This window comes from Streptomyces sp. NPDC059787 (assembly GCF_042732315.1).
In the GTDB taxonomy this organism is placed as follows: Bacteria; Actinomycetota; Actinomycetes; order Streptomycetales; family Streptomycetaceae; genus Streptomyces; species Streptomyces atrovirens.
In genome coordinates, this window is sequence record NZ_JBHWHX010000019.1 from 47,180 (window position 1) to 72,038 (window position 24,859).

Below are 24,859 nucleotides of genomic sequence, written 5' to 3' on the forward strand. Positions count from 1 at the left end.
CCCCACCCCCAAACCCCACACACTCTATGGTCGGGGGGTTTGTTATTGGTTAACACGCCCCGGGGGTCTGGTTGGTGTGGGCGCCGGGACCCGTTGTGGGGGTGGGGGGGCCCCCCCGCCGGGGCGCCCCACGAAGGGCTCTCGAAGACCTTAGGGGTCGTTCCTCAGGGACGTCTCAGGGTCGGGGTCCGGAACCGCCGCGGGCGCGGGCCCGTTCTCACGGCAGAGAGCGGCAATGGCCGCGAAGGAGGCGACACTCATGTCGAAGAACGCCAAGATCGCCGCGGGGGGTGTGGCGGCCGGACTGATCCTGCTCATCTGGCTGCCCTGGTGGGCCGCGCTCCTGATAGTCCTGGGAGTCCCGGCCGCCGCGTACCTCGCCCTGGACCCCGCACAGCGGCGCAGGCTGCGCCGCGTCTCGCGCAAGGAGCTGGGCCGCTGAGGCGCTACGGCGTCACCGCCTCACCGGAGCCCAGCGCGCAGGAGTCGACCACATCGCCGTCCGCGGGCCCGCCGACCGTCCGGTCGGCGGGCGGCGCGACTCCGCGCTCCACCCATGCGACCAGGGCGTCGAACGCCGAGCGGTAGCAGGGCAGGATCGGCCGCAGCCGGTCCGGATGAGTGTCGTACAGCCCGTCGACGTGCGTCCCGCCCGGCACCGTGTAGTAGCGGTGCATCCGCCCGCGTCCGCTCGCCTCGACCATGTCGTCGTACACATCGGAGTCGACGGACTTGGGCAGCAGCGCGTCCAGATCGCCGTGCAGGGTGATCATCGGCCGCCCGATCCGCCCGGTGAGCGCCACGCGTTCCACGGCACGGTGCACGGATGCGGGGCGCGAGGCGTAGTCGTAGGCGGCGTCGGACGGGCACGGCGCGAGGATCTGCTCCGTCGTCGGCCCGGCGGAGGGGCCGGGACAGCCCGGGTCGTAGTCCGGGTCGAACTCGGCGCGGTAGATCTTCTGCGTGAGTCCCCAGTAGACCTTCTCGTGGTACGGCCACAGGAATTCGGACCCGCGTGCGAAGCCCGCCGCGTACATGTCCTCGTCGGTCGCCCTGCCGTACGTCCGGGCCACCGCCACGGGAAGGGAGAGCAGCGGGTGAGGCCCCTCGGCGGCCCACAGGGTGCCCTCCCAGTCCACCCCGCCGTCGTACAGCTCCGGGTGGTTCTCCAGCTGCCAGCGGGTGAGGTAGCCGCCGTTGGAGACGCCGGTCATGTAGGTGCGGCGCGGGGCGTGCCCGTAGCGCTGGGCCACCGCGCGCCGGGCGGCGCGGGTGAGCTGTGCGGTGCGCGCGTTCCACTCGGCGACCGCATCACCGGGCCGCCTGCCGTCACGGTGGAAGTCGACGCCGCTGTTGCCCTTGTCGGTCGCCGCGTAGGCGTAGCCCCGCGCCAGTACCTGGTCGGAGATCGCCTTGTCGGTCGCGTACTGCTTGCGGTTGCCGGGCGCCCCGGTGACGACCAGCCCGCCGTTCCAGCGGTCGGGCAGCCGGATCACGAACTGGGCGTCGTGCCGCCAGCCGTGGGTGTTGTTGAAGCGGGACGAGTCCGGGAAGTAGCCGTCGATCTGCACTCCGGGCACGCCGGACGGCGACCGGGTGGCCGCGGCGGTCAGCCCCGCCTGGTCGGCCATGTCGGTGTACGGCGTACCGGCCAGCCCCGCCGTGGTCAGATCGGCGAGACAGGCACTGCGCTGATGGGCGGCGCCCGGCACACGCACGCGTTCCTGGCGTGCGCAGTGACCGTCCCCGGCCGCGCCGGCCGGAGTCGGAGCGGTGAGGGCGGCCGCGGCGAGGACGGCGACGAGCAAGGGAACGCCACGGGAGGGGCGCATGACGGCCTCCGAGAGGACGAGCAGGGGAAGGGGGACATGAGGTCGATCGCGGAACTGCCCCATGGTGAGGGCCCACCCTCGCCGTCATCGATGGGTCGGCGCCCTATGGAACGGCGTCCACACGTGGGGTTTCAACACACGCTGACGTCCGTCACCCCTGGCCCTTCTCGAAGCCGCGTGTGCTCAGAGCGGCCGTACGGCCATCCGGTCGAGCGCTTCGAGCAGGCCCGGCAGCTCCGGGCCCCGGCCCACCGGCAGGACCTCGCCGGGTTCGTCGTCGAGCAGGACGAACGCGATGTCGTCGGTCCGGGCCACCAGCGACCAGCCGGGGCCGTCGGCACGCAGGGTGCGCGCGCCACCCGGGGCGAAGGACGAGCGGACCCGGCCGAGCGGCGGCGCCGAGTCGACGTACGCGCGTGCCTCCGCCAGCACCCGCCGGATCCCTCCGTGCCCCGGCCGCCCGTCCGTCCGGCCGCCCGCTTCTTCCGTCCGGCCGTCCTCCGCGGGCTCCTCCGCGGACCCCTCGGCGTCGTCGGCCGCCCGGGCCGGACCACCCGGCGCCGGGAACGCCGCGTCGTCGACCTGCTCCCGCCAGACCGCCCACTGCAGCGCGATCTCGTCGGCACCCAGCCGGCGCTGGGCCGGTCCCCAGGCCCCGGCGTCCGGCGGGGCCAGCGGGGGCCCGTCCGTGACGTCCGGGCCGGGATCGTGCGGCGCGGGCACGTTCGGCGCCGCGACGGCCACCGCGAGGGGCCAGCCGGGCAGCGCGGCGACGACCGTGCGCTCGTCCGGCGACAGATCGTGCTCCATCCCGCAGTCCCAGGACGCGATCGCGACGGCGACCAGCGAGACGTCGTCGACGACGACGGTCCACCGGGCGCCCTCGCCGTCCTGGCCGAGCACCAGCCCGTACCCGTCGGCGAGGGGCGGAAGGCCGAGCGCCGCGCACGCCTCCGGGTAGTCGTCGCCCAGCACGCTCGGGAACTTCGCCGGCGTCAGCAGCGCCGCCGTGAGCACATAGAGCGCGTCGTCCGCGGCGGCGACGGCTTCCTCGTCCGTCCCGGCCATCCCAGCCTCCCCATCGCTTCGTCCACCGGCGCGCACCCTATGCCGACCCCGAGCCGCTTGTCACGACCCCCGCAGCCATGCCCGGAGCTGCAGGTTTCCGGCCGGACGGGGCGAATCGACCACGTACCGGCGGACGGTTCAGGCGGCCGGAAGACCCAGCAGCGCCCGCGCGACCGTCCCCGGAGACTCGTCCCGCTCCCGCGCGAGCGTGATCACCGCCCGGCACGCCAGCTCGTTCACCCCGAACGACAGCGCCTCCGGCGACACCCAGCCGGCCGCCTCGTCGATCCGGTCCTGATCGTCCTCCGCACAGGCCGAGACGTACGCCGCGGCGGCCTCGAAAAGATTGTGCGGACGCTCTTCCCGACCGGCCCGCTCCTCCGCGCGCCACCTGCCGATCACTCTGCTCCCGATCCCCCGAACCCTTCCCCACATGCGGTCCACCTTTCCCCGGCACGGTTGTCCTCGCCGAACGTCCATCTCCTGCTGTTCAACGTAGAGTTGCGGCTTCGACGGGAGAAGAGGGCGGCACGGTGCGGCACTCCGGGACCTGCGCCGTTCCGCGCACCGGCCGGCCCTGCTCGCCCGGACGGCAGAGCTCACGGAGCGGTCCGGCAGGCGCGGCCACCGGCCGGCGGACCCGGGAGTCACCCCGTACCGGGACTTCGGAGCGGCCCGGTGCGGAACCCGGACCGGGCGCCCGGCGGGTGGCCGGACGCTCAGTCCGTGCGGACGGCCAGCGCCAGGAAGCGCGTGTCCTCGTCGACGTACGACGTCATGCGCCACCCCGAACGGGACAGCAGCGCACGGAGATTCGGCTCCGCGCGGAGGTCGTCCGGGGTGAGCGTGCGGCCCTGCCGGGCGGCGAGCGCCGCCCGGCCGACCGGATGGAACAGCGCGAGCACGCCACCCGGCCGCACCACCCGCGCGATCTCCCGGAGATTGCCGGCCGGGTCGGGCAGGTGGGCGATCAGACCCGCCGCGAACACGGCGTCCAGCGCGGACGGGCGCAGCGGCAGCACGGCGACGTCGGTCAGCAGCAGCGCCCCGTCACGGTCCCGTCCGGCCCGTGCCGCCTCCCGCAGCATGGCCGGCGTCAGATCCGCGCCGAGGACCACGCCCGAGGGCCCCACGGCCGCACGCAGCGGCGGCAGGGCGCGCCCGGTGCCGCAGCCCGCGTCGAGCACCCGGTCACCCTCGCGCAGCCCGAGCTCGGCGACCGCGGCGGCGTAGACCGGACCGTCGTCGGGGAAGCGGCGGTCCCAGTCGGCGGCACGCGCGGCGAAGAACTCCTGGACGTGTGTGTGGTCGTCGCTCATGCTCCGCATGATCCCTCACCGGGACGGACTACGCCCTTGTGCGCACGTTCGAGCGTGACGCGGTCGTTCCGGCGCACCGCTGCGTCATATTTCAGCCGCTTTCGAAACGCGTCCCCTTCGCGCGCCCGCGCCCCCTAGCGTCCCGGGGCCATGGGACACCTGGACCACGCCGCCCTGGGATGGCTTACCCCCGTGCTGTCGTACGCGATGGCCTGCACCGGCGCCGCCCTCGGACTGCGCTGCACCGTCCGCGCGCTCGCCGCCACCGGCAGCGCGCGCCGCAACTGGCTGCTCACCGCCGCCTCGGCGATCGGCACGGGCATCTGGACCATGCACTTCGTGGCCATGCTCGGATTCGCCGTCAGCGGCACCGACATCCGCTACGACGTGCCGCTCACCCTCGCCGGCCTGCTCGTCGCCATGGCCGTCGTGTGCGCCGGCGTCTTCGCCGTCGGCCACAGCCGCGACCGGGTCCGGGCGCTGCTGCTGGGCGGGCTCACCACCGGTCTCGGCGTCGCCAGCATGCACTACCTGGGTATGGCGGCGGTGCGGCTGCACGGCGAGGTGGGCTACGCCCCGGTGCTCGTCGGCCTCTCCGTCCTGATCGCCGTCGTCGCGGCCACGGCGGCCCTGTGGGCGGCGCTCAACATCCGGTCGCCCGTCGCGGTCACCCTCGCCTCCCTGATCATGGGCGCCGCGGTCAGCAGCATGCACTACACGGGGATGTTCGCGGTGAGCGTGCGTGTCACGCCCTCCGGCGAACCCCTGCCCGGCGCCACGGCGATGCAGTTCATCTTCCCGCTCGCCGTCGGTCTCGGGTCCTACCTCTTCATCACCTCGGCCTTCGTGGCGCTGTCGCCGACGGCCGGGGAGCGCGAGGCGTCCGCCTCGGCCCAGCGCCCGGCCGGGCACACCGCCCACTGACCGCGCCCCGCGGCGCCGACGACCGTTGTGGCCCGTCCCACGCACCACTCCCGAGCGAGGAGTCCATGCGCACATCCCGGAGGATCCCGACAGCCCGCGCGGAGGTGCCGCCCCCGCCTCCCGCGCGCGGCCGGCGCGCGCACGCCGGACCACCGGCCGACGAAGGCCCGAACCCCCTGGGTGATCCGGCCCCGGGCACGGCACCCACGCATGTGGGGCGCCGGTTCGGCGGTCCTCGTACCGTGCGCGCCAAGATCATCTGCCTGTTGATGGTGCCGGTCGTCTCCCTGCTCGCCCTGTGGGCGTACGCCACCGTGACCACCGCCCAGGACGTCTCCCGGCTGCGTCAGGTCCAGCGCGTGGACGCCGCGGTCCGCGCCCCGCTCTCCGCCGCCGTCGCCGCCCTCCAGGCCGAACGCGCGGTCGCGGTGCGCCGCGCCACCGACACCTCGGCGGTACGCTCCGACGACCTGACGGAACTCGCGCGGCGCACCGACCGGGCGGTCGCGGAACTGCGGCTGGGCGAGCACCGGACCGTGGCCGACGGCGAGGAACTGCCCCGCGCGGTGGCCGGCCGCCTCGAAGCCTTCGTCACCGCGGCCGAACGGCTGGGCCCGCTGCGGACGGCACTGAGCGAAGGCCGTGCGGGCTGGACGCAGACCTACGACCAGTACACGAGCACCGTCTCCGCGGCCTTCGGCGTCGGCGGCGCCCTCACCGGCATCCAGGACGCCGAACTCGGCTCCGACGCGCGCGTGCTGCTCGAATTCTCCCGCGCGGGGGAGGCGTTGGCCCAGGAGGACGCGATCCTGGCCAGTGCCCGGCTGCACGGCAGTCTCGGCGGTGAACGGCTGCGCCTGTTCACCGGGGCCGTCGAACTGCGCCGCGCACTCACCGGTTCCGCCGTCGCCGACCTGCGCGACCCCGCCCGCACCGAGTGGCGTGCCCTCGCCGACAGCCGCGCCTACGCCGTCCTCCGCACCGCCGAGGACGAGATCCTCGTCGCCGGCCCCGGCGCCCGGGCCGCCCAAGCGGTTCCGCGGGACACCTGGGACACGGCGCACGCGCGCGTGCGGGACGGCATGCGGGGCGTCGGGACCGACGCGGCCGCCGGCGCCACCCACCGGGCCGGCCCGTTCACCCGCGGACTGCTCACCCCGGCCGGCGCCGCCGTGCTCTTCGGCCTCGCCGCCGTCGTCGCGTCGCTCGTCGTCTCCGTACGCATCGGCCGGGGGCTCGTGGTCGAGCTGGTCGGCCTGCGCAACGACGCCCTGGAGATCGCCCGCCGCAAACTCCCCGAGGCCATGCGGAAACTGCGCTCGGGCGGGGAGATCGACATCCGCGCGGAGGCCCCGTCCGGGCCGCCCGCCCAGGACGAGACCGGCCAGGTCGCCGAGGCCCTCGGCACGGTGCACCGCGCCGCGCTGCGCGCCGCCGCTGAGCGCGCGGAACTGGCCGGCGGGATCTCCGGCGTCTTCGTCAATCTCGCCCGCCGCAGCCAGATCCTCGTCCACCGGCAACTGAGCCTCCTGGACAGCATGGAGCGCCGCTCCGACGATCCCGGCGAGCTGAGCGACCTCTTCCGCCTCGACCACCTCACCACGCGGATGCGGCGCCACGCGGAGAGCCTGATCATCCTCTCCGGAGCGGCACCGGGCCGCGCCTGGCGCATGCCCGTCCCGCTCACCGACGTGGTGCGCGCGGCCGTGTCCGAGGTCGAGGACTACGCCCGCGTGGAGGTACGGCAGCTCTCCGAGGCGTCCGTCGTCGGCGCGGCCGTCGCCGACCTCACCCACCTCCTCGCCGAGATCATCGAGAACGCCGCCCAGTTCTCACCGCCCCACACGCGCGTACGCGTCACCGGCGAACCCGTCGGCAACGGCTACGCCGTCGAGGTCGAGGACCGGGGGCTGGGCATGGGCAAGGAGACCCTCGCCGAGGCCAACCGCCGCATCACCGAGTCCGAGGCGCTCGACCTGTTCGACAGCGACCGGCTCGGCCTGTTCGTGGTCAGCAGGCTCGCCGCCCGGCACGACGTCAAGGTGCACCTGAGGGCCTCTCCGTACGGCGGCACCACCGCGGTCGTCCTGCTCCCCACCGTCCTGCTGGACGACGGCGCGACGGAACGTCCCGGCGGCGGGACGGCACCGAAGACACGGCACGAGGAGCATGCCTCCGCGCGGAGGCCCGACGGCATCGCGCGCCACGAGGCCGTCCCCGCACCGGACGACCGGCCCGCCCTGGTGGCTCCGGTCGCCGACCCGGCGGAAGGCACCCTCGCCATGGCGGACACCGGCTACGGCCCGCCGGACCGCACCACCGACACCGCGCGGGGCACCGCCGCGAACCGACCCCCAGGAGTCGCCGCCTTGCGACTGCACCGCCCGGAGGAGGAGCCCGCCGGCTCCGGCGACCTCCCACGCCGCGTACGACAGGCCAGCCTCGCCCCCCAACTGCGCGACGGCCGCCGGGAAACGCCCGGGCCCGCGCGGCACGACGGCCGGGACGACCGCACCCCCGAACTCGTACGGGACCGCATGGCGGCCTACCGCGACGGCTGGGTACGCGGCGGCGGCAGGCCCTCCGGCCGCGGTGCCGGTCCCGGTCCCGGTCCCGTGAAGCACAGCACCGAAGGAGACCCCGCATGATCCAGGAACCGAGTACGAGGACCGGCCGGCGATCCGGTGAACTCGACTGGCTGCTCGACGACATGGTGCTCCGCGTCGGCGACGTCCGGCACGCCGTGGTGCTCTCCAACGACGGACTCGCCGTCGGAGCCTCCGGCGGCCTCGGACGCGAGGACGCCGAGCACCTCGCGGCGGTCGCCTCCGGCTTCCACAGCCTCGCCAAGGGCGCGGGCCGGCACTTCGGGGCCGGTGGAGTGCGCCAGACGATGGTCGAGATGGACGAAGGCTTCCTGTTCGTCGCCGCCGCCGGGGACGGCACCTGCCTCGCCCTCCTGACGGCCGTGACCGCCGACATCGGCCTGGTGGCCTACGAGATGGCACGGCTGGTCAAGCGCGTCGGCGAGCACCTCTACACCCCGCCACGGGCCGGCGCGCGGCCACCGGCCGCCGGATGAGACGAGGAAGCGGTCCGGGAAGATGACCGAGGACACGACGGGCGTCCCGCGCGCGGCGGACAGCCAGTGGTACGACCACGAGGCCGGGCCCCTGGTCCGGCCGTACGCCATGACCGGCGGACGCACCGGGCCCGGCCCCGGCGGGGTGCGGTTCGACCTGATCGCCCTCGTCACCCCGGACCCTGCCGCCCCCGGCGCCGACGACCCGGCGCTCGGTCCCGAGCACCGAGCCCTGATCGACCTGTGCCGCCCGGAGACACAGTCGGTCGCCGAACTCGCCGCGGGCGCGGACCTGCCCCTCGGCGTGGTCCGGGTGCTCCTCGGCGACCTGCTGGAGCGCGGCCACGTCACCGTCAGCCGCCCCGTACCGCCCGCCCACCTGCCCGACGAGCGCGTTCTCCGCGAGGTGATCGAGGGCCTGCGGGCCCTGTAGACGACACCGCATCCCCGGCCGGGACGCCGCGCGGCGACGCCTCCCGGGCCCAGGGCACATCCGTATCCCCGCCGACCGCGGCCGGGACTCCAGAGAGAAGTGATCGATGGTCCCCGAACACTCCGACGCCCCCGGTGACGAGACGGCCGCGCTGGCGCTGAAGATACTGGTCGCCGGCGGATTCGGCGTGGGCAAGACCACCCTGGTGGGCGCGGTCAGTGAGATCCGGCCGCTGCGCACCGAGGAACTGCTCAGCCAAGCCGGTCAGTCGGTGGACGACACCGACGGCGTGGACCAGAAGGTCACCACGACCGTCGCCATGGACTTCGGGCGCATCACCATCCGCTCGGGACTCTCCCTGTACCTCTTCGGCACCCCGGGACAGGACCGCTTCTGGTTCCTGTGGGACGAGCTGGCGCAGGGCGCCCTGGGCGCGGTGGTCCTCGCGGACACCCGGCGCCTGGAGGACTGCTTCCCCGCGGTGGACTACTTCGAGCACCGGCGGATCCCGTTCGTCGTCGCCGTCAACTGCTTCACGGGAGCCCGGCGCCACGACACGGGAGACGTCTGCCGCGCGCTCGACCTGGACGCCGGAACGCCCGTCGTGCTGTGCGACGCACGCGAGCGCGACTCGGGGAAGGAGGTGCTGATCCGGCTCGTCGAGTACGCCGGACGCGTGCACACCGCCCGGCTGCTCGACTCGGTGGGATGACCGTGGGATCCGGGCTCGCGCCACTGTTCCTCGGTCATCTTCCGCCCCTGGGCGCCCGTCCTCCTTGCCCGGCGCCCGGTCGTGGGGAAGGCTGGCGCGAGGGCCCTCCCGCCAGGGGGGAACGGCACACGGGGCAGACCACGGGGAAGAACCAGGGGGAGACACACGACATGGCGCAGAACCAGGGACTCGACTGGCTGCTGGACGACCTGACCCAACGCGTCGAACACGTACGGCACGCACTGGTCCTGTCCAACGACGGGCTGGTGACGGGCGCGAGCACGGGGCTGCGGCGCGAGGACGCGGAACACCTCGCCGCCGTCTCGTCCGGACTGCACAGCCTCGCCAAGGGTTCGGGACGGCACTTCGGCGCGGGCGGGGTACGCCAGACGATGATCGAGTTCGACGACGCGGTGCTCTTCGTCACCGCGGCGGGCACCGGCAGCTGTCTGTGCGTACTCAGCGGGGCGGAGGCCGACATCGGCCAGATCGCGTACGAGATGACCCTGCTGGTCAACCGGGTCGGCGAGCATCTGGACGTGGACGCCCGTCGGCAGGAACCCGGCACAGAGCTCTGACCTGCGAGTTCGTCCTCCACTGCGGAGTTGTCCACAGGCTTGCCACGGAGAGTGACAAACCGGCTACGGTTTTTCCCGGCGGCGCACCCGGCGCCGGCCGCCCACACTCCACGGGGGAAGACGAACATGCCCGGACAGCGCACCGTCACGCACGACACCACCGCCATCGCCGCGCGGCCCGCGACGGCGCGGGAGGTCCGGGTCGGCCCGGGCCGCGCGGCCCGCGAACTCGGTCTCAAAAGCACCGAGTTCGACCTCGCCGTGCAGCTCGGGCGGATCCGTACGATCCCCGACGCCGGCGGAGGGGGCCGGCGGGTCGACCGGGCCGAGATCGAGCGGCTCCGCGCCGGACCGGGGTTTCCGGAGGCCCTGCGCCGGAACGTGCAAGCCGTGGGCACCACGGAGGGCGCCGCCCTCATCGACGTGACGAAGACCCGTTTCACCCGCCTCGCGAAGCTGGGACTGCTGGTGCCCGTGAAGTTCTACCTGAACCGCTACCGCGCCGTGGTCTGGCTCTACCTGGCCGAGGAGCTACGGCTGTTCGCGGCCGACGACAGGAACACGCCTCTACTGACGGGGCGCACGCCCGAGAATCTCAGGAGTCAGCTCGGCACCGGCATCGACCTGCGCCCGCGCAACTGGCGCACCCGGCAGCTGGGCTTCATGCTCCGCCGGGCCGACGACCCCTGGGCGCGCGCCGGGGCCGTGGCGTCGCTGCTCGGCCCGCTGCACGTGTCGGAGGCCGTCCCGGACCCCTACGACCGCTCCCACCTCGACGGGTTCCGCCGGCCGCCGCCGTCCCACGGCGTGCCCGGCTCACCGGCCGCGGACCTGGCGGAAGAGCTCATGACCGCTCAGGACCCGGACGAGGTCGCCTGGCTGCAGGCCGATCTGGCCCGGCTGACGGAGGAGGCGCGGACACACCGGCCGGCACCCCGTCCCGCTCCCCGCCGGCCGGAACCGGTCCAGCGCGCGCCGGAAACCGTCGAACCGGTACACGGGACGTCCCGCGGCCTGCTGGGCCGGTGGTGGCGCGGAAACCGGTGACCTACAGGGCCCGGAACAACCCCTCCTGGACGACGGACACCAGCATCCGGCCCTCCAGGTCGTAGATCCGGCCGCGGGCCAGACCCCGCCCGCCCGTGGCGATCGGCGACTCCTGGTCGTACAGGAACCACTCGTCGGCGCGGAACGGACGGTGGAACCACATCGCGTGGTCCAGCGACGCCATGTCGAAGCCGCGCGGCCCCCACAGCGGCTCCACCGGGATCCGCACGGCGTCCAGGAGTGTCATGTCGCTGGCGTACGTCAGGGCGCAGGTGTGCACCAGCGGGTCGTCACCGAGCGGGCCGACCGCGCGCATCCACACCGCGCTGCGCGGTTCGGCGCCCTTGACGTCGTCGGCATCCCAGCGCAGCCGGTCCACATAACGGATGTCGAAGGGCTGGCGGCGCGCCATCCGCTCCAACTGCTCCGGCAGCGCGCCCAGGTGCTCACGGATCTCGTCCGACACCGTCGGCAGCGACTCGGGGTCCGGGACCTCGCGGGCCGGCGGCAGCTGGTGCTCGAAACTCCCCTGCTCAGGTTTGTGGAAGGAGGCGGTCAGATTGAAGATCGTGCGGCCCTGCTGCACCGCGGTGACCCGGCGGGTCGTGAACGACCGGCCGTCCCGCACCCGTTCGACCTGGTACACGATCGGCACCCCGGGTCTGCCCGGACGGAGGAAGTACGCGTGCAGGGAGTGCACGGGACGGTCGCCCTCCGTGGTGCGGCCGGCGGCGACCAGGGCCTGGCCGGCCACCTGGCCGCCGAAGACCCGCTGGAGGGACTCCTGCGGGCTGCGGCCACGGAATATGTTGACCTCGATCTGCTCCAGGTCGAGCAGGGCGACGAGGCTCTCGGCCGGATTCGTCATGGGTGGGTTTCTCCTGTGCTCACAACTGGCCGACATCGGTGACCCGGACGACCGCGCGGCCCTCCGCGTCGGAGGCGGTGAGGTCGACCTCGGCACTGATGCCCCAGTCGTGGTCGCCGCTGGGGTCGTCGAAGATCTGCCGGACCCGCCACAGCCCGTTCTCCGGCTGCTCCTCGATCAGCAGCAGCTTCGGCCCGCGGGCGTCGGGACCGGTGCCGAGCTCCTCGTACTCGTCCCAGTACTTGTCCATCGCCTCGCCCCAGGCATCCGCGTCCCAGCCGCCCTCGGCGTCCAGCTCGCCCAGCTCGTCCACCTGGTCGAGGGCGGCGAGCTCGACCCGTCGGAACATGGCGTTGCGGACCAGGACGCGGAAGGCACGCGCGTTGGCGGTGACCGGCTTGACCTGGTCGGCCCTCTCCTGAGCCTCCTCGGCGGTCATCTCCTCCGGGTTGGCCAGCTGCTCCCACTCGTCCAGCAGGCTGGAGTCGACCTGGCGCACCGTCTCGCCCAGCCAGGCGATCAGATCCTCCAGGTCCTCCGACTTCAGGTCGTCCGGGACGGTGTGCTCCAGCGCCTTGTAGGCGCTCGCGAGGTAGCGCAGCACGATGCCCTCGGTGCGGGCCAGCTCGTAGTGGGACACCAACTCGGTGAACGACAGCGCCCGCTCGTACATGTCCCGGATCACGGACTTCGGCGACAGCGGATGGTCACCGACCCAGGGGTGGCTCTTGCGGTAGGTGTTGTACGCGTGGAAGAGCAGCTCCTCCAGCGGCTTCGGGTAGGTGATGTCCTGGAGCCGCTCCATGCGCTCCTCGTACTCCACCCCGTCGGCCTTCATCGCGGCGACCGCCTCGCCGCGCGCCTTGTTCTGCTGGGCGGCGAGGATCTGACGCGGATCGTCCAGCGTGGACTCCACGACGGACACCATGTCCAGCGCGTACGACGGCGACTCGGGGTCCAGCAGTTCGAACGCGGCCAGCGCGAACGTGGACAGCGGCTGGTTCAGCGCGAAGTCCTGCTGCAGGTCCACGGTGAGGCGGACGATCCGGCCCTCGGCGTCCGGCCGGTCGAGCTTCTCGACGATGCCGCCGTCCAGCAGCGAACGGTAGATGGCGATCGCCCGCCGGATGTGCCGCAGCTGCTGCTTGCGCGGCTCGTGGTTGTCCTCCAGCAGCCGTCGCATCGCCTCGAAGGCGTTGCCGGGTCGTGCGATCACCGACAGCAGCATGGTGTGCGTGACCCGGAAGCGGGAGGTCAGCGGCTCCGGATCGGAGCCGATCAGCTTCTCGAAGGTCTGCTCGCTCCAGGCGACGAAGCCCTCGGGCGCCTTCTTGCGCACGACCTTGCGGCGCTTCTTCGGATCGTCGCCCGCCTTGGCCAGGGCCTTCTCGTTCTCGACGACGTGCTCGGGGGCCTGTGCCACCACGAAGCCCTCGGTGTCGAAGCCGGCGCGTCCGGCGCGGCCCGCGATCTGGTGGAACTCACGGGCCCGCAGTGTGCGCACGCGGTTGCCGTCGTACTTGGTCAGGGCCGTGAACAGCACCGTACGGATGGGGACGTTGACGCCCACCCCGAGCGTGTCGGTGCCGCAGATGACCTTCAGCAGACCCGCCTGCGCGAGCTTCTCCACCAGCCGCCGGTACTTGGGCAGCATGCCGGCGTGATGCACGCCGATGCCGTGCCGGACGTAGCGGGAGAGATTGCGGCCGAACTTGGTGGTGAAACGGAAGTTGCCGATCAGCTCGGCGATCCTGTCCTTCTCCTCGCGCGTGCACATGTTGATGCTCATCAGCGCCTGCGCCCGCTCCACCGCCTGCGCCTGCGTGAAGTGCACGATGTAGACCGGCGCCTGCCGGGCCTCGAGCAGATCGGTGAGCGTCTCGGTGAGCGGCGTGTACCGGTACTCGTAGGACAGCGGCACGGGACGCGTCGCCGAGCGGACCACGGCGGTGGGGCGGCCGGTGCGGCGGGTGAGGTCCTTCTCGAAGAAGGAGACGTCGCCGAGCGTCGCCGACATCAGCACGAACTGCGCCTGCGGCAGCTCGAGGAGCGGGATCTGCCAGGCCCAGCCGCGGTCCCCTTCCGCGTAGAAGTGGAACTCGTCCATCACGACCTGGCCCACGTCGGCGTCCTTGCCGTCGCGCAGCGCGATCGACGCCAGCACCTCGGCGGTGCAGCAGATGACCGGGGCGTCGGCGTTGACGGACGCGTCGCCGGTGAGCATGCCGACGTTCTCGGTGCCGAAGATCTTGCACAGCTCGAAGAACTTCTCCGACACCAGCGCCTTGATGGGCGCCGTGTAGAAGGTGACCTCGTCGCGCGCCAGGGCGGCGAAGTGGGCGGCCGCCGCGATCATGCTCTTGCCGGAGCCCGTGGGCGTCGACACGATCACGTTCGCCCCGGACACCACCTCGATCAGCGCCTCCTCCTGATGGGGGTAGAGCGTGAGACCGCGCTCCTGGGCCCACGACTCGAAGGCTTCGTAGAGGGCGTCGGGGTCGGCGGTCGGCGGCAGCTGATCGATGAGGGTCACGCCCCCATCTTGCCTGCCCGCCCGGCCGATGGGGGAATCGGCTGCGGACGCGAAGATCGCGGACGCTACGCTGTGTCGCCGGCGGGGCGTCAACGCACCGGGTCAACCGGCCGACGGCGAACGAGGAATGGGGCGGGCAACGGCGATGATGGGACCAGCACACTCACTGTCGGGCGCCGCGGCCTGGCTCGGGGTCGGCGCGGCGACGGCCGCGGCCGGACACTCCATGCCCTGGCCGGTCCTCCTGGCCGGCGCCCTGATCTGCGCCGGCGCCGCGCTCGCCCCCGACCTGGACCACAAGGCGGCCACCATCTCACGGGCCTTCGGCCCCGTGTCCCGCTGGCTGTGCGAGATCGTCGACAAGCTGTCCTACGCCGTCTACAAGGCCACCAAGAAGCAGGGCGACCCGCGCCGCTCCGGCGGGCACCGCACGCTCACCCACACCTGGCTGTGGGCGGTCCTGATCGGTGCCGGCACCGCGGCCCTGGCGATCACGGGCGGTCGCTGGGCGGTGCTGGCCATCCTCTTCGTGCACATGGTGCTGGCCATCGAGGGCCTGCTGTGGCGGGCGACGCGCGGCTCCAGCAGCGACGTCCTGGTGTGGCTGCTGGCCGCGGCCTGCGCCTGGATCATCGCGGGCGTCCTGGACCAGCCGGGACACGGCTCCGACTGGCTGTTCACCGAGCCGGGCCAGGAGTACCTGTGGCTGGGACTGCCGGTCGTTCTGGGCGCGCTGGTGCACGACATCGGGGACGCGCTGACCGTCTCCGGCTGCCCGGTCCTGTGGCCGATACCGGTGGGCCGCAAGCGCTGGTACCCGATCGGCCCGCCGAAGGCGATGCGGTTCCGGGCGGGCAGCTGGGTGGAGCTGAAGGTACTGATGCCCGTGTTCATGCTGCTGGGCGGAGTGGGCTGCGCGGCGGCGCTCAACGTGATCTGAGGGACGCGCCCGTCCGGGACTCAGCCGGAACCCTCACCGCCGTACCGGCGCTCGAAGCGGGCGACGCGGCCCTCCGTGTCCACGGTCCGGGCCCTGCCCGTGTAGAACGGGTGGCTCTCCGAGGAGATCTCCACCTCCACCACCGGGTAGGTCTCGCCGTCGTCCCACTCGATGGTCCGGTCGCTGGTCGCGGTGGACCGGGTGAGGAAGGCGTATCCGGCGGCACGGTCACGGAAGACGACCGGGTGGTAGTCGGGGTGCTTGTCCTGCTGCATGGATGCTCCTCGGGGTCAGCCCGGCAGGTTGTCCTCGTCGACGACGTGCATCGCGGCCTCTTCGGCGGTGGCGGCAGCGCCGTCGATGCCGACGTCCATGGCGACCAGGGCCTCCTCCTCGTCCTCGTGCGCCCCTTCGTCGGGGGCCACGAGCCGGCCGGAGCGTGCGGCTCCGACCTCGTCGTCCAGGAGTTCCCCGTCGGTGTCCTGGGAATCGCCCAGGCCGTCACCGTCGGCTGCGAGGGAGTCGGGCTGCTCCTCGGCGAGCCGCTCTTCCAGGGTCTCGCCCCGGTGGCGTTCCCCAGCCGTCACACCGGTGTGCTCCACCGCCCAGGGACGTTCCGGCGGGGACCAGCCCCGGTCGAGGGGATCGTCGACCCCGTCGTACTCAAGGGTGTCCTCCGCGTCGAGCAGCCCGGTGTCCTCCCTCTGCTCGGAACCGTCGGGCTGGTAGACGTCATCTCCCCATCCGTCGGCGCTGTTCACGGGTACCTCCAGGGGGTGGGGACCGGCCCCTTCTCACCGCGGACCGCGGCGGGTCGCCGCTGCACGGGGCACTGGCGCCGTCCGTGCCCGGTCCACCGGGCCCCGGGCGCCCCCGAGCCGGTGCCTGACTACAGCCTTCCACCGGAGCTCCCCACCGCGCAACGGCACACCCCCGGCGGGCTGCGCGCCCGGGATCCTCACTCCGCCCCGCCCGGCACCCCCGCCGGTACCCCGGCCCACGGCCCGGAACCGTCCCCGGGCCAGAGGACCCGTACGGGTACGGCCGTCGGCGCGGGCCGCGTTCCCCGGTCCCACCGCTGCCGGGGGCGTCGGATGCCCCGAGCCGGCGGCCGGCCAGCGGTACGGCACGGTGCCGCCGGTCCGGGCGGCGGGATTCCGGACCGGCCCGAGGTCACACCGAAAGGTCCGAGGGGACCTCACCCACAGGCCCGCCCCCGCCGGGACGGCACATGCTCAGCCGTGCCAGGAGCGCCACAGTGCCGCGTACGCCCCGCCCGCCGCGACCAGGTCGTCGTGGCTGCCCAGTTCGCTGATGCGGCCGTCCTCCACGACGGCGATGACGTCCGCGTCATGGGCGGTGTGCAGGCGGTGGGCGATGGCGACGACGGTCCTGCCGTCCAGGACACGGGCCAGGGAGCGTTCCAGGTGCCGTGCCGCGCGCGGGTCGAGCAGCGAGGTCGCCTCGTCCAGGACCAGCGTGTGCGGGTCGGCCAGCACCAGCCGGGCCAGCGCGATCTGCTGGGCCTGTGCCGGGGTGAGCGCGAACCCTCCGGAGCCGACCTCGGTGTCCAGACCCTCGTCCAGCGCACGGGCCCAGCCGTCCGCGTCGACCGCCCCGAGCGCAGCCCACAGTTCGGCGTCCTCCGCGTCGGTCCTGGCGAGCCGCAGATTGTCGCGCAGGGAGCCCACGAAGACGTGGTGCTCCTGGTTGACCAGGGCCACATGTTCCCGGACCCGTTCCGCGGTCATCCGCGACAGCTCGGCGTCGCCCAGGGTGACCCGTCCGTCCCGGGGCGCGTAGATCCCGGCGAGCAGCCGGCCCAGGGTGGACTTGCCCGCGCCCGAGGGACCGACCAGCGCCAGCCTGGTCCCGGGGGCGACCGCGAGGGACACCTCGCGCAGCACGTCGACGCCCTCCCGGTAGCCGAAGCGCACCCGGTCCGCGTGCACCCGGCGCCCGTCGGGGGCGAGCGCGGCGTCACCGGCGTCGGGCTCGATGTCCCGGACCCCGACCAGCCGGGCCAGCGACACCTGCGCCACCTGCAGCTCGTCGTACCAGCGCAGGATCAGCCCCACCGGGTCGACGAGCATCTGGGCGATCAGCGCGCCCGTGGTCAGCTGGCCGACACCGATCCAGCCCTGCAGGACGAACACCCCGCCGATCATCAGCACCGAGCCGAGCACGGTGACGTGGGTGATGTTGACGACGGGGAAGAGCACCGACCGCAGCCAGAGGGTGTAGCGCTCCCAGGCCGTCCACTCCTTGACCCGCTGGTCCGACAGCGCCACACGGCGCGCGCCGAGGCGGTGCGCCTCCACGGTCCGCCCCGCGTCCACGGTCTCGGCGAGCGCGGCGGCCACGGCGGCGTACCCGGCGGCTTCCGAGCGGTAGGCGGCCGGCGCCCGCCGGAAGTACCAGCGGCAGCCGATCACCAGCAGCGGCACGGCGAGCAGCACGGCCGGCGCCAGCTCGGGCGCCGTGACGACCAGCCCGCCCAGCAGCAGCACCGCCCACACCACGCCGATGGCAAGCTGGGGCACGGCCTCGCGCATGGCGTTGCCGAGCCGGTCGATGTCGGTCGTGATCCGCGACAGCAGATCACCCGTGCCCGCCCGTTCCAGCACGCCCGGCGGCAGCCCGACCGACCGCACCAGGAAGTCCTCGCGCAGATCGGCCAGCATCCGCTCGCCGAGCATCGCCCCGCGCAGCCGTACCTGCCGGACGAACACCGCCTGGAGGACCAGCGCGAGCACGAACAGCGCGACCGTGAGCCCCAGATGCAGCTCCCGCTCCCGGTCCGAGACCCGTTCCACCAGTCCGCCCAGCAGATACGGGCCCACCATCGAGGCGAGCACGGCGACCGTGTTCACGGTGATCAGCAGCACGAAGGCCCGGCGGTGCCTGCGCAGCAGCTCGCTCACGTAGGCGCGGACGGTCGCGGGCGCACCCACCGGCAGCGTGCTGGCCGCGGTCGGGGCCGCCGGGTCGTAGGCCGGTGGCGCCACGCCGATCATGCTGTCTCCTCGATCTCTTCCAGTTCTTCCAGTCGGTGCAGGACCTCGTCCTCGCGCAGGACGCCGTCCTTGTCCAGGACCTCCGCCGACGCGGCCTCGTCCTCGGTCTCGCGCGTCACCACGGCCCGGTACCGGGGCTCGGTGCGCACCAGCTCGCGGTGGTCACCGACCGCCGCGACGGTGTCGCCGTGCAGGAACACCACCCGGTCGGCGCGGTCCAGCAGCAGCGGGGACGAGGTGAACACCACGGTGGTGCGCCGCGCCCGCAGTTCGCGCACGCCCTGGGCGATACGGGCCTCGGTGTGCGAGTCGACGGCCGAGGTCGGCTCGTCCAGGACGAGCACCTCCGGGTCCGTGACCAGCGACCGGGCCAGCGCGAGCCGCTGGCGCTGCCCGCCGGACAGGGACCGCCCGCGCTCGGTGATCCGCGCGTCCATCGGGTCGTCGGCGTTCACCGAGCCCTGCACCAGCGCCGCCAGCACGTCCCCGCACTGCGCGGCGTCCAGCGCGTCGCGCGGGTCGACCGCACCGGAGGCGGGCACGTCGAGCAGTTCGCGCAGGGTGCCGGAGAGCAGTACCGGATCCTTGTCCTGCACGAGGACGGCCCGGCGGGCGGAGTCCAGCGGCAGTTCGTCGAGCGGCACCCCGCCGAGCAGCACCGGGGTCCCCCGCTCGGAGGCGTGCCCGCCGAGCCGTTCGGCCAGCCGTCCCGCCGCGTCCGGGTCCCCGCACACCACGGCGGTGAGCCGGCCCGTGGGGGCGAGCAGACCGGTCTCCGGGTCGTACAGGTCCCCGGCCGGGTCCTCGGCGGCGCGCGACCCCGCGGTGTCCGTGGCCCGCTCCAGCGACAGCACACGCGCGGCCCGCTTCGCCGAGGGACGCGAGAAGGAGTACGCCATCGCGATCTCCTCGAAGTGCCGCAGCGGATAGGTGAGCACCATGACCGAGCTGTAGACGGTGACCAGTTCACCGACGGCGATCCGGCCCTCGCGGGCGAGATGGACGCCGTACCAGACCACCGTGATCAGCAGGATCCCCGGCAGCAGTACCTGGATCGCGGCGATCAGGGCCCACATCCTGGCGCTGCGCACGGCGGCGTGGCGGACCTCCTGGGAGGCGCGGCGGTAGCGGTCGAGGAACAGTTCCTCGCCGCCGATGCCGCGCAGGACGCGCAGCCCGGCGACGGTGTCCGAGGCGAGCTCGGTGGCCCGGCCGGCCTTCTCGCGCTGGACGTCCGCCCGCCGGGTGGCGCGGGGCAGCAGCGGCAGCACCGCGATCGCCAGCACCGGCAGCCCCACGGCGACGACGACCCCCAGCGCCGGCTGGTAGACGACCAGGCCGACGCAGACCAGCACGATGGTGACCGCCGCCGCGGTGAACCGCGACAGGGCCTCCACGAACCACCCGATCTTCTCGACGTCACCGGTGGAGACCGCCACGACCTCCCCGGCGGCGACCCGCCGGGTCAGCGCGGAGCCCAGCGTCGCCGCCTTGCGGGCCAGCAGTTGCTGGACGCGGGCGGCGGCGGTGATCCAGTTGGTGACGGCGGCGCGGTGCAGGAAGGTGTCGCCGATGGCGTTGCCCGCGCAGGCCAGCGCCATCAGGCCGCCGGCCAGCGCGAGCCGGCCGCCGGAGCGGTCGACCGCGGCCTGGACGGCGACGCCGACGCAGAACGGCAGCGAGGCGACCGAGGCGAAGTGCAGCAGGCCCCAGGCCAGCGACTTGAGCTGCCCGGACAGCTGGTTCCGGAAGAGCCACCACAGGAATCGGGGACCCGAGCGGGCGTCGGGCACCCCCGGGTCGGGAAACGGAAGGTCTTGAATCTGCATGACGTCCCAGTGGCTCGGATCAGGGGGCGGCGGAAACGGGGGAAGGCGGAGGCGCGCGCAGTCCGGGGACGGCGGCAGCAAACCGTGACAGGTTGACCCCGCTACGTACCGGGAGGCAAACGGTTTTCCACACGACCGCACAGAACCGGCGCCGGGGCGGCCGGCACCGCCGTACCGTCACGTCACACGGGTCGTACGGACGCGTCGCCGCAGCGCGCGGGGACCGTCCCGTCGATCAGGGTGTTCAGCAACTCGCCCAGTGCCTCGCGCTGGGCGTCCCCCAGCGGGGCCAGGATCTCCTCCGCGGCGGACCGGCGCGCGGCGCGCAGTTCCCGCAGGGCCGCGCGCCCGTCGTCGGTGAGCTCGATCCGGATCACCCGCCGATTGGCCGGATCCGGCACCCGCCGCACCTTGCCGTTCGCCTCCAGTCCGTCGACCAGCGTGGTGACGGCGCGGGGGACCACCTCCAGCCGCTCGGCCAGATCGGCCATACGGGGCGGTGAACCGTAGTGCGCGAGGGTGCGCAGCAGCCGTGACTGGGCAGGGGTGATACCGAGCTCGCGCCCCTCCAGATGGCGCTTCTGGATGCGGTGCACCCGGCGGGTCAGCCGAAGCAGCTGCTCGGCCAGCAGGCCGTCGGGATCGGGGGCGGTCATACGGGAACAATATCAGGATGCCGTTCATTGTGAGTATAGGTAACAATGAGCTGGACTCACCCCGCCCGCGAAACCGGGCGCCTTCCGCCCGCGAACCCGGGCACCCTTGCCGAAGGAGACCATGCACCCCGACCACGAACCCGACTGGACCCCGCCCGCCGGAGCCAAGGAGCAACCCCGGCAGGTGCGGCGCATCCTGAAGCTCTTCCGTCCCTACCGGGGCCGCCTCGCGATCGTCGGCCTGCTCGTCGGGGCCGCCTCGCTGGTCTCGGTGGCCACCCCGTTCCTGCTGAAGGCGATCCTCGACGTCGCCATCCCCGAGGGCCGCACCGGGCTGCTCAGCCTGCTCGCGCTCGGCATGATCCTCAGCGCCGTCCTCACCAGCGTCTTCGGTGTGCTGCAGACCCTGATCTCGACCACCGTCGGCCAGCGCGTGATGCACGACCTGCGCACCGCCGTCTACGGCCGGCTCCAGCGCATGTCGCTCGCCTTCTTCACCCGCACCCGCACCGGCGAGGTCCAGTCCCGCATCGCCAACGACATCGGCGGCATGCAGGCCACCGTGACCTCCACGGCGACGTCCCTGGTCTCCAACCTCACCAGCGTGGTCGCCACCGTCGTCGCGATGCTGGCGCTCGACTGGCGGCTGACCGTGGTCTCGCTGGTCCTGCTGCCGGTGTTCGTCTGGATCAGTCGCCGCGTCGGCAACGAACGCAAGAAGATCACCACCCAGCGCCAGAAGCAGATGGCGGCGATGGCCGCCACGGTCACCGAGTCGCTCTCGGTCAGCGGCATCCTGCTCGGCCGCACCATGGGCCGCTCCGACTCGCTGACCGGCGCCTTCTCGGACGAGTCCGAGCGGCTGGTCGACCTGGAGGTCCGGTCGAACATGGCCGGCCGCTGGCGCATGGCCGTCATCACGATCGTCATGGCCGCCATGCCGGCGATCATCTACTGGACGGCCGGCATCGCCCTGCAGACGGGCGGCCCCGGGGTCTCCATCGGCACCATCGTGGCCTTCGTCTCGCTCCAGCAGGGGCTGTTCCGTCCGGCCGTGAGCCTGCTGTCCACCGGCGTCCAGATCCAGGCGTCGCTCGCGCTCTTCCAGCGCATCTTCGAGTATCTCGACCTCCCGATCGACATCACCGAGCGCGAAGACGCGGTCCGCCTCGACCGGGTCAAGGGAGAGGTCCGCTTCGAGGGCGTCACCTTCGGATACGACGACAAGGGCGGCCCCGTCCTCGACGGCATCGACATCACCGTCCCCCCGGGCGGCAGCCTCGCCGTGGTCGGGCCGACCGGTGCCGGCAAGTCCACCCTCGGTCACCTCGTGCCACGGCTGTACGACGTCACGGGCGGCCGGGTCACCCTCGACGGCGTCGACGTCCGCGACCTCGACTTCGACACCCTGGCCCGCGCGGTGGGCGTCGTCTCCCAGGAGACGTACCTCTTCCACGCCTCGGTCGCGGACAACCTGCGCTTCGCCAAGCCGGACGCCACCGAGGAGGAGCTGCACGCGGCGGCGAGGGCCGCGCAGATCCACGACCACATCGCCGCCCTGCCCGACGGGTACGACACAGTGGTCGGCGAGCGCGGTCACCGGTTCTCCGGTGGTGAGAAGCAGCGCCTGGCGATCGCCCGCACCATCCTGCGCGACCCGCCGGTCCTGGTGCTCGACGAGGCCACCAGTGCCCTGGACACCCGTACCGAGGCCGCCGTCCAGGAGGCCATCGACGCGCTGTCGGCCAACCGCACCACGGTCACCATCGCCCACCGGCTGTCCACCGTTCGGAGCGCCGACCAGATCGTGGTCCTCGACTCCGGCCGTGCGGTCGAACGCGGCACGCACGAAGAGCTGCTGGAGCGCGGCGGGCGCTACGCGGCCCTCGTACGCCGGGACGCCCAACTGGAGCCGACAAGATGAAGATATGCCGGGTTTATGGCGGTATGCGGGTTACCGTGCCCGCATGCAGACGAACACTCCGTCACGGAGCCCGATCCGACTGACGCGCCGGGGCCGCCTCGCCCTCGCGGCGCTCGGGGCCGTCGTGGCCGGCACCGCCGTGGCGGTGCCGCTGCTGATCATGAACGGCGGCGACGACTCCCGCCCCACGACCCTGGTGATCCCGGAGGGCTGGCGCGCGAGCCAGGTGTACGCAGCCGTCGACAAGGTCCTCGACCTGCCCGCCGGCACCACGAAGAAGTCCCTCCCCGAGGCGGACCTGAAACTGCCCGACGAGGCCGGGGGCAACCCGGAGGGCTACCTCTTCCCGGCGACCTATCCGCTGAAGGAGAAGGCGACTCCGCAGCAGCTGCTGTCCCGCATGGTCGACACCGCCGACAAGAAGTTCAACGGAGCCCCGATCGCGGCCGGCGCGCAGCGCAACGCGATGAACGTCTACCAGGCGGTCACCGTCGCGAGCATCGTCCAGGCGGAGGCGGCCACCAAGGCCGACATGGGCAAGGTGGCCCGGGTGGTCTTCAACCGGCTGGAGCGCGGGATGCCGCTCCAGATGGACTCCACCGTCGACTACGCCCTGAACCGCGGGGCGCCGCGCACGACGGCCGCCGACACCGAGATCGACAGCCCCTACAACTCCTACCGGCGCATGGGACTGCCCCCGACGCCGATCGACAACCCCGGCGAGGACGCGGTGCGCGCCGCGATCAGCCCGGCTCCGGGCGACTGGCTCTACTTCATCACCGTCAAGCCGGGCGACACCCGCTTCACGGCCGACTACGCGGAACACCAGCGCAACGTCGCCGAGTTCAACGCACAGGGGAAGAAGGCGGGCGAACCGTCGAAGAAGTGAGCGGCCCGCCCCCCGGCCGTCACGCCGCGACCCGCTCCTCCCGTGCCAGTAGCCGCCTGATGTCCCGCACCGCCGCGCGTCCGGCCCGGTTGGCGCCGATGGTGCTCGCCGAGGGGCCGTAGCCGACCAGATGGATCCGCGGGTCGGCGACCGCCCGCGTGCCCTCGACCCGGATGCCGCCGCCCGGCTCCCGCAGCCGCAGCGGGGCGAGATGCTCGACGGCGGGGCGGAAGCCGGTCGCCCACAGGATGACGTCGGCCGCCACCCGCCGCCCTCCCCCGAGCTCTCGGCCGCGCTCGGGCAGGGGGGACTCCCCTGCCCACTCCACGCCGTCGGGCGTGATCCGGTCGAACATGGGCTGCCGGTCGAGTACGCCGTCCGCGAGTCCCTGCCGGATCGCGTCGTTGAGCGGCAGCCCCGTCACGGAGACGACACTGCGCGGCGGCAGACCCTGTCGCACCCGCTCCTCGACGAGCGCCACGGCCGCCCGGCCCGCCTCCTCGTCGAAGGGGCCCTCCCGGAAGACCGGGGGCCGCCGGGTCACCCAGGTCGTGGCCGCCGCGTACGGCGCGATCTCCAGCAGGTGCTGGGTGCCCGACGCGCCGCCGCCCACCACGACCACCCGCTGCCCGGCGAACGCCTCCGGTCCCGGGTACCGCGCCGTGTGCAACTGCCGCCCCCGGAAGGTCTCCTGGCCCGGATAGCGAGGCCAGAACGGCCGGTCCCAGGTGCCGGTGGCGTTGATCAGCGCCCGTGTCGACCAGGCGCCGTCCGAGGTCTCCACCAGCAGCCGTCCGCCGGACCCCTCACGCACCGCCCGTACGTCCACCGGACGCCGTACCCGCAGGTCGAAGGTCCGCTCGTAGCGGTCGAAGTACTCGCCGATCACCTCGGAGGAGGCCCGCGCCGGATCGGCGCCGTCAAGCTCCATGCCGGGCAGCGCGTGCATCCCGTGCACCTTGCCGTACGTCAGTGACGGCCACCGGAACTGCCAGGCGCCGCCGGGGCCGGGGGAGTGGTCCAGCACCACGAAGTCGCGGTCCGGCTCGAACCCGGCCCGCCGCAGGTGATAGGCGCTCGACAGTCCGGCCTGCCCGGCGCCTATGACGACTACCTCGACCTCGCGCATGTCGTTCACGTTTCCACCAACCGTACGGAGGCCGTGGATCTTCCCGTCGGCGCTCCCGCGGGAACCCCGGCGCATGGGC

General features: G+C 73.1%; 23 protein-coding genes. 11 read left to right on the forward strand and 12 right to left on the reverse strand.

The features are described 5' to 3' along the window. Positions 1-259: 259 nt before the first annotated feature. Complete coding sequence (locus tag ACFV5H_RS19635; RefSeq protein ID WP_030822433.1) at positions 260-442, forward strand: hypothetical protein; 183 nt, start codon at positions 260-262, stop codon at positions 440-442. Between the two features lie 4 nt (positions 443-446). Here the strand turns inward: ACFV5H_RS19635 and ACFV5H_RS19640 are convergent, their stop codons facing one another. The 4 genes from ACFV5H_RS19640 to ACFV5H_RS19655 all read right to left on the reverse strand — a co-directional run bounded on the left by ACFV5H_RS19640 (position 447) and on the right by ACFV5H_RS19655 (position 4,219). Continuing rightward, a complete protein-coding gene (locus ACFV5H_RS19640) occupies positions 447-1,832 on the reverse strand; it encodes a tannase/feruloyl esterase family alpha/beta hydrolase (protein ID WP_385196228.1) in 1,386 nt (461 codons plus the stop codon). Positions 1,833-2,015: 183 nt separating this feature from the next. Beyond that, the gene (locus ACFV5H_RS19645) at positions 2,016-2,900 is read right to left on the reverse strand and encodes a hypothetical protein (protein WP_385196231.1); all 885 of its coding nucleotides are present in this window, start codon (positions 2,898-2,900) and stop codon (positions 2,016-2,018) included. 138 nt (positions 2,901-3,038) lie between these two features. Continuing rightward, a complete protein-coding gene (locus ACFV5H_RS19650) occupies positions 3,039-3,335 on the reverse strand; it encodes a hypothetical protein (protein WP_385045213.1) in 297 nt (98 codons plus the stop codon). A gap of 284 nt (positions 3,336-3,619) precedes the next feature. Next, positions 3,620-4,219 carry a class I SAM-dependent methyltransferase gene (locus ACFV5H_RS19655; RefSeq protein WP_385045211.1) on the reverse strand — a complete coding sequence of 200 codons (600 nt, stop codon included), beginning with the start codon at positions 4,217-4,219 and terminating at the stop codon, positions 3,620-3,622. Between the two features lie 150 nt (positions 4,220-4,369). Here ACFV5H_RS19655 and ACFV5H_RS19660 point away from each other — a divergent pair, with 150 nt between their 5' ends. The 7 genes from ACFV5H_RS19660 to ACFV5H_RS19690 all read left to right on the forward strand — a co-directional run bounded on the left by ACFV5H_RS19660 (position 4,370) and on the right by ACFV5H_RS19690 (position 10,995). Beyond that, positions 4,370-5,143, forward strand: a complete 774-nt coding sequence (locus ACFV5H_RS19660) for an MHYT domain-containing protein (protein WP_385196233.1) — start codon at positions 4,370-4,372, stop codon at positions 5,141-5,143. Positions 5,144-5,208: 65 nt separating this feature from the next. Next, positions 5,209-7,791 carry a nitrate- and nitrite sensing domain-containing protein gene (locus tag ACFV5H_RS19665; RefSeq protein ID WP_385196235.1) on the forward strand — a complete coding sequence of 861 codons (2,583 nt, stop codon included), beginning with the start codon at positions 5,209-5,211 and terminating at the stop codon, positions 7,789-7,791. After that, complete coding sequence (locus tag ACFV5H_RS19670) at positions 7,788-8,225, forward strand: roadblock/LC7 domain-containing protein (protein ID WP_385196238.1); 438 nt, start codon at positions 7,788-7,790, stop codon at positions 8,223-8,225. Before ACFV5H_RS19665 ends, ACFV5H_RS19670 begins: the two co-directional genes overlap by 4 nt. Positions 8,226-8,247: 22 nt before the next feature. Then, positions 8,248-8,658 carry a DUF742 domain-containing protein gene (locus ACFV5H_RS19675; RefSeq protein ID WP_385045201.1) on the forward strand — a complete coding sequence of 137 codons (411 nt, stop codon included), beginning with the start codon at positions 8,248-8,250 and terminating at the stop codon, positions 8,656-8,658. Between the two features lie 106 nt (positions 8,659-8,764). Further along, complete coding sequence (locus ACFV5H_RS19680; RefSeq protein WP_385045199.1) at positions 8,765-9,370, forward strand: ATP/GTP-binding protein; 606 nt, start codon at positions 8,765-8,767, stop codon at positions 9,368-9,370. 170 nt (positions 9,371-9,540) lie between these two features. After that, positions 9,541-9,948 (forward strand): roadblock/LC7 domain-containing protein, encoded by a 408-nt coding sequence (locus tag ACFV5H_RS19685; RefSeq protein WP_385045196.1) that lies wholly within the window; start codon positions 9,541-9,543, stop codon positions 9,946-9,948. A 126-nt stretch (positions 9,949-10,074) separates the two neighbouring features. After that, positions 10,075-10,995 carry a DUF6397 family protein gene (locus ACFV5H_RS19690; protein WP_385196241.1) on the forward strand — a complete coding sequence of 307 codons (921 nt, stop codon included), beginning with the start codon at positions 10,075-10,077 and terminating at the stop codon, positions 10,993-10,995. Between the two features lies 1 nt (position 10,996). Here the strand turns inward: ACFV5H_RS19690 and ACFV5H_RS19695 are convergent, their stop codons facing one another. Together ACFV5H_RS19695 and ACFV5H_RS19700 are read right to left on the reverse strand one after the other, a co-directional pair. Next, a complete protein-coding gene (locus tag ACFV5H_RS19695) occupies positions 10,997-11,863 on the reverse strand; it encodes an acyl-CoA thioesterase II (protein ID WP_073934723.1) in 867 nt (288 codons plus the stop codon). 19 nt (positions 11,864-11,882) lie between these two features. Next, positions 11,883-14,396 carry a DEAD/DEAH box helicase gene (locus ACFV5H_RS19700; RefSeq protein WP_385045190.1) on the reverse strand — a complete coding sequence of 838 codons (2,514 nt, stop codon included), beginning with the start codon at positions 14,394-14,396 and terminating at the stop codon, positions 11,883-11,885. Positions 14,397-14,541: 145 nt separating this feature from the next. Here ACFV5H_RS19700 and ACFV5H_RS19705 point away from each other — a divergent pair, with 145 nt between their 5' ends. Further along, the gene (locus ACFV5H_RS19705) at positions 14,542-15,336 is read left to right on the forward strand and encodes a metal-dependent hydrolase (protein ID WP_385196244.1); all 795 of its coding nucleotides are present in this window, start codon (positions 14,542-14,544) and stop codon (positions 15,334-15,336) included. Positions 15,337-15,356: 20 nt separating this feature from the next. Here ACFV5H_RS19705 and ACFV5H_RS19710 read toward each other — a convergent pair whose 3' ends face one another. The 5 genes from ACFV5H_RS19710 to ACFV5H_RS19730 all read right to left on the reverse strand — a co-directional run bounded on the left by ACFV5H_RS19710 (position 15,357) and on the right by ACFV5H_RS19730 (position 20,838). Continuing rightward, entirely contained in the window at positions 15,357-15,611 is a 255-nt protein-coding gene (locus ACFV5H_RS19710; protein ID WP_073934726.1) for a type B 50S ribosomal protein L31, read from the reverse strand. Positions 15,612-15,626: 15 nt separating this feature from the next. Then, complete coding sequence (locus ACFV5H_RS19715; protein ID WP_385045184.1) at positions 15,627-16,097, reverse strand: DUF5709 domain-containing protein; 471 nt, start codon at positions 16,095-16,097, stop codon at positions 15,627-15,629. Between the two features lie 474 nt (positions 16,098-16,571). After that, positions 16,572-18,353: an ABC transporter ATP-binding protein gene (locus ACFV5H_RS19720; protein WP_385196246.1), complete on the reverse strand. Its 1,782-nt coding sequence runs from the start codon at positions 18,351-18,353 to the stop codon at positions 16,572-16,574. Then, entirely contained in the window at positions 18,350-20,182 is a 1,833-nt protein-coding gene (locus ACFV5H_RS19725; RefSeq protein WP_385196249.1) for an ABC transporter ATP-binding protein, read from the reverse strand. Before ACFV5H_RS19725 ends, ACFV5H_RS19720 begins: the two co-directional genes overlap by 4 nt. A 182-nt stretch (positions 20,183-20,364) precedes the next feature. Then, positions 20,365-20,838: a MarR family winged helix-turn-helix transcriptional regulator gene (locus ACFV5H_RS19730; protein WP_385196251.1), complete on the reverse strand. Its 474-nt coding sequence runs from the start codon at positions 20,836-20,838 to the stop codon at positions 20,365-20,367. Between the two features lie 121 nt (positions 20,839-20,959). Here ACFV5H_RS19730 and ACFV5H_RS19735 point away from each other — a divergent pair, with 121 nt between their 5' ends. After that, positions 20,960-22,762: an ABC transporter ATP-binding protein gene (locus ACFV5H_RS19735; protein WP_385196254.1), complete on the forward strand. Its 1,803-nt coding sequence runs from the start codon at positions 20,960-20,962 to the stop codon at positions 22,760-22,762. Between the two features lie 43 nt (positions 22,763-22,805). Continuing rightward, entirely contained in the window at positions 22,806-23,651 is an 846-nt protein-coding gene (mltG, locus tag ACFV5H_RS19740) for an endolytic transglycosylase MltG (RefSeq protein WP_385045171.1), read from the forward strand. A 19-nt stretch (positions 23,652-23,670) separates the two neighbouring features. On the opposite strand, the gene ACFV5H_RS19745 is transcribed toward mltG, so the two are convergent. Continuing rightward, the gene (locus ACFV5H_RS19745) at positions 23,671-24,789 is read right to left on the reverse strand and encodes an NAD(P)-binding domain-containing protein (protein ID WP_385196256.1); all 1,119 of its coding nucleotides are present in this window, start codon (positions 24,787-24,789) and stop codon (positions 23,671-23,673) included. Positions 24,790-24,859 lie beyond the last annotated feature (70 nt).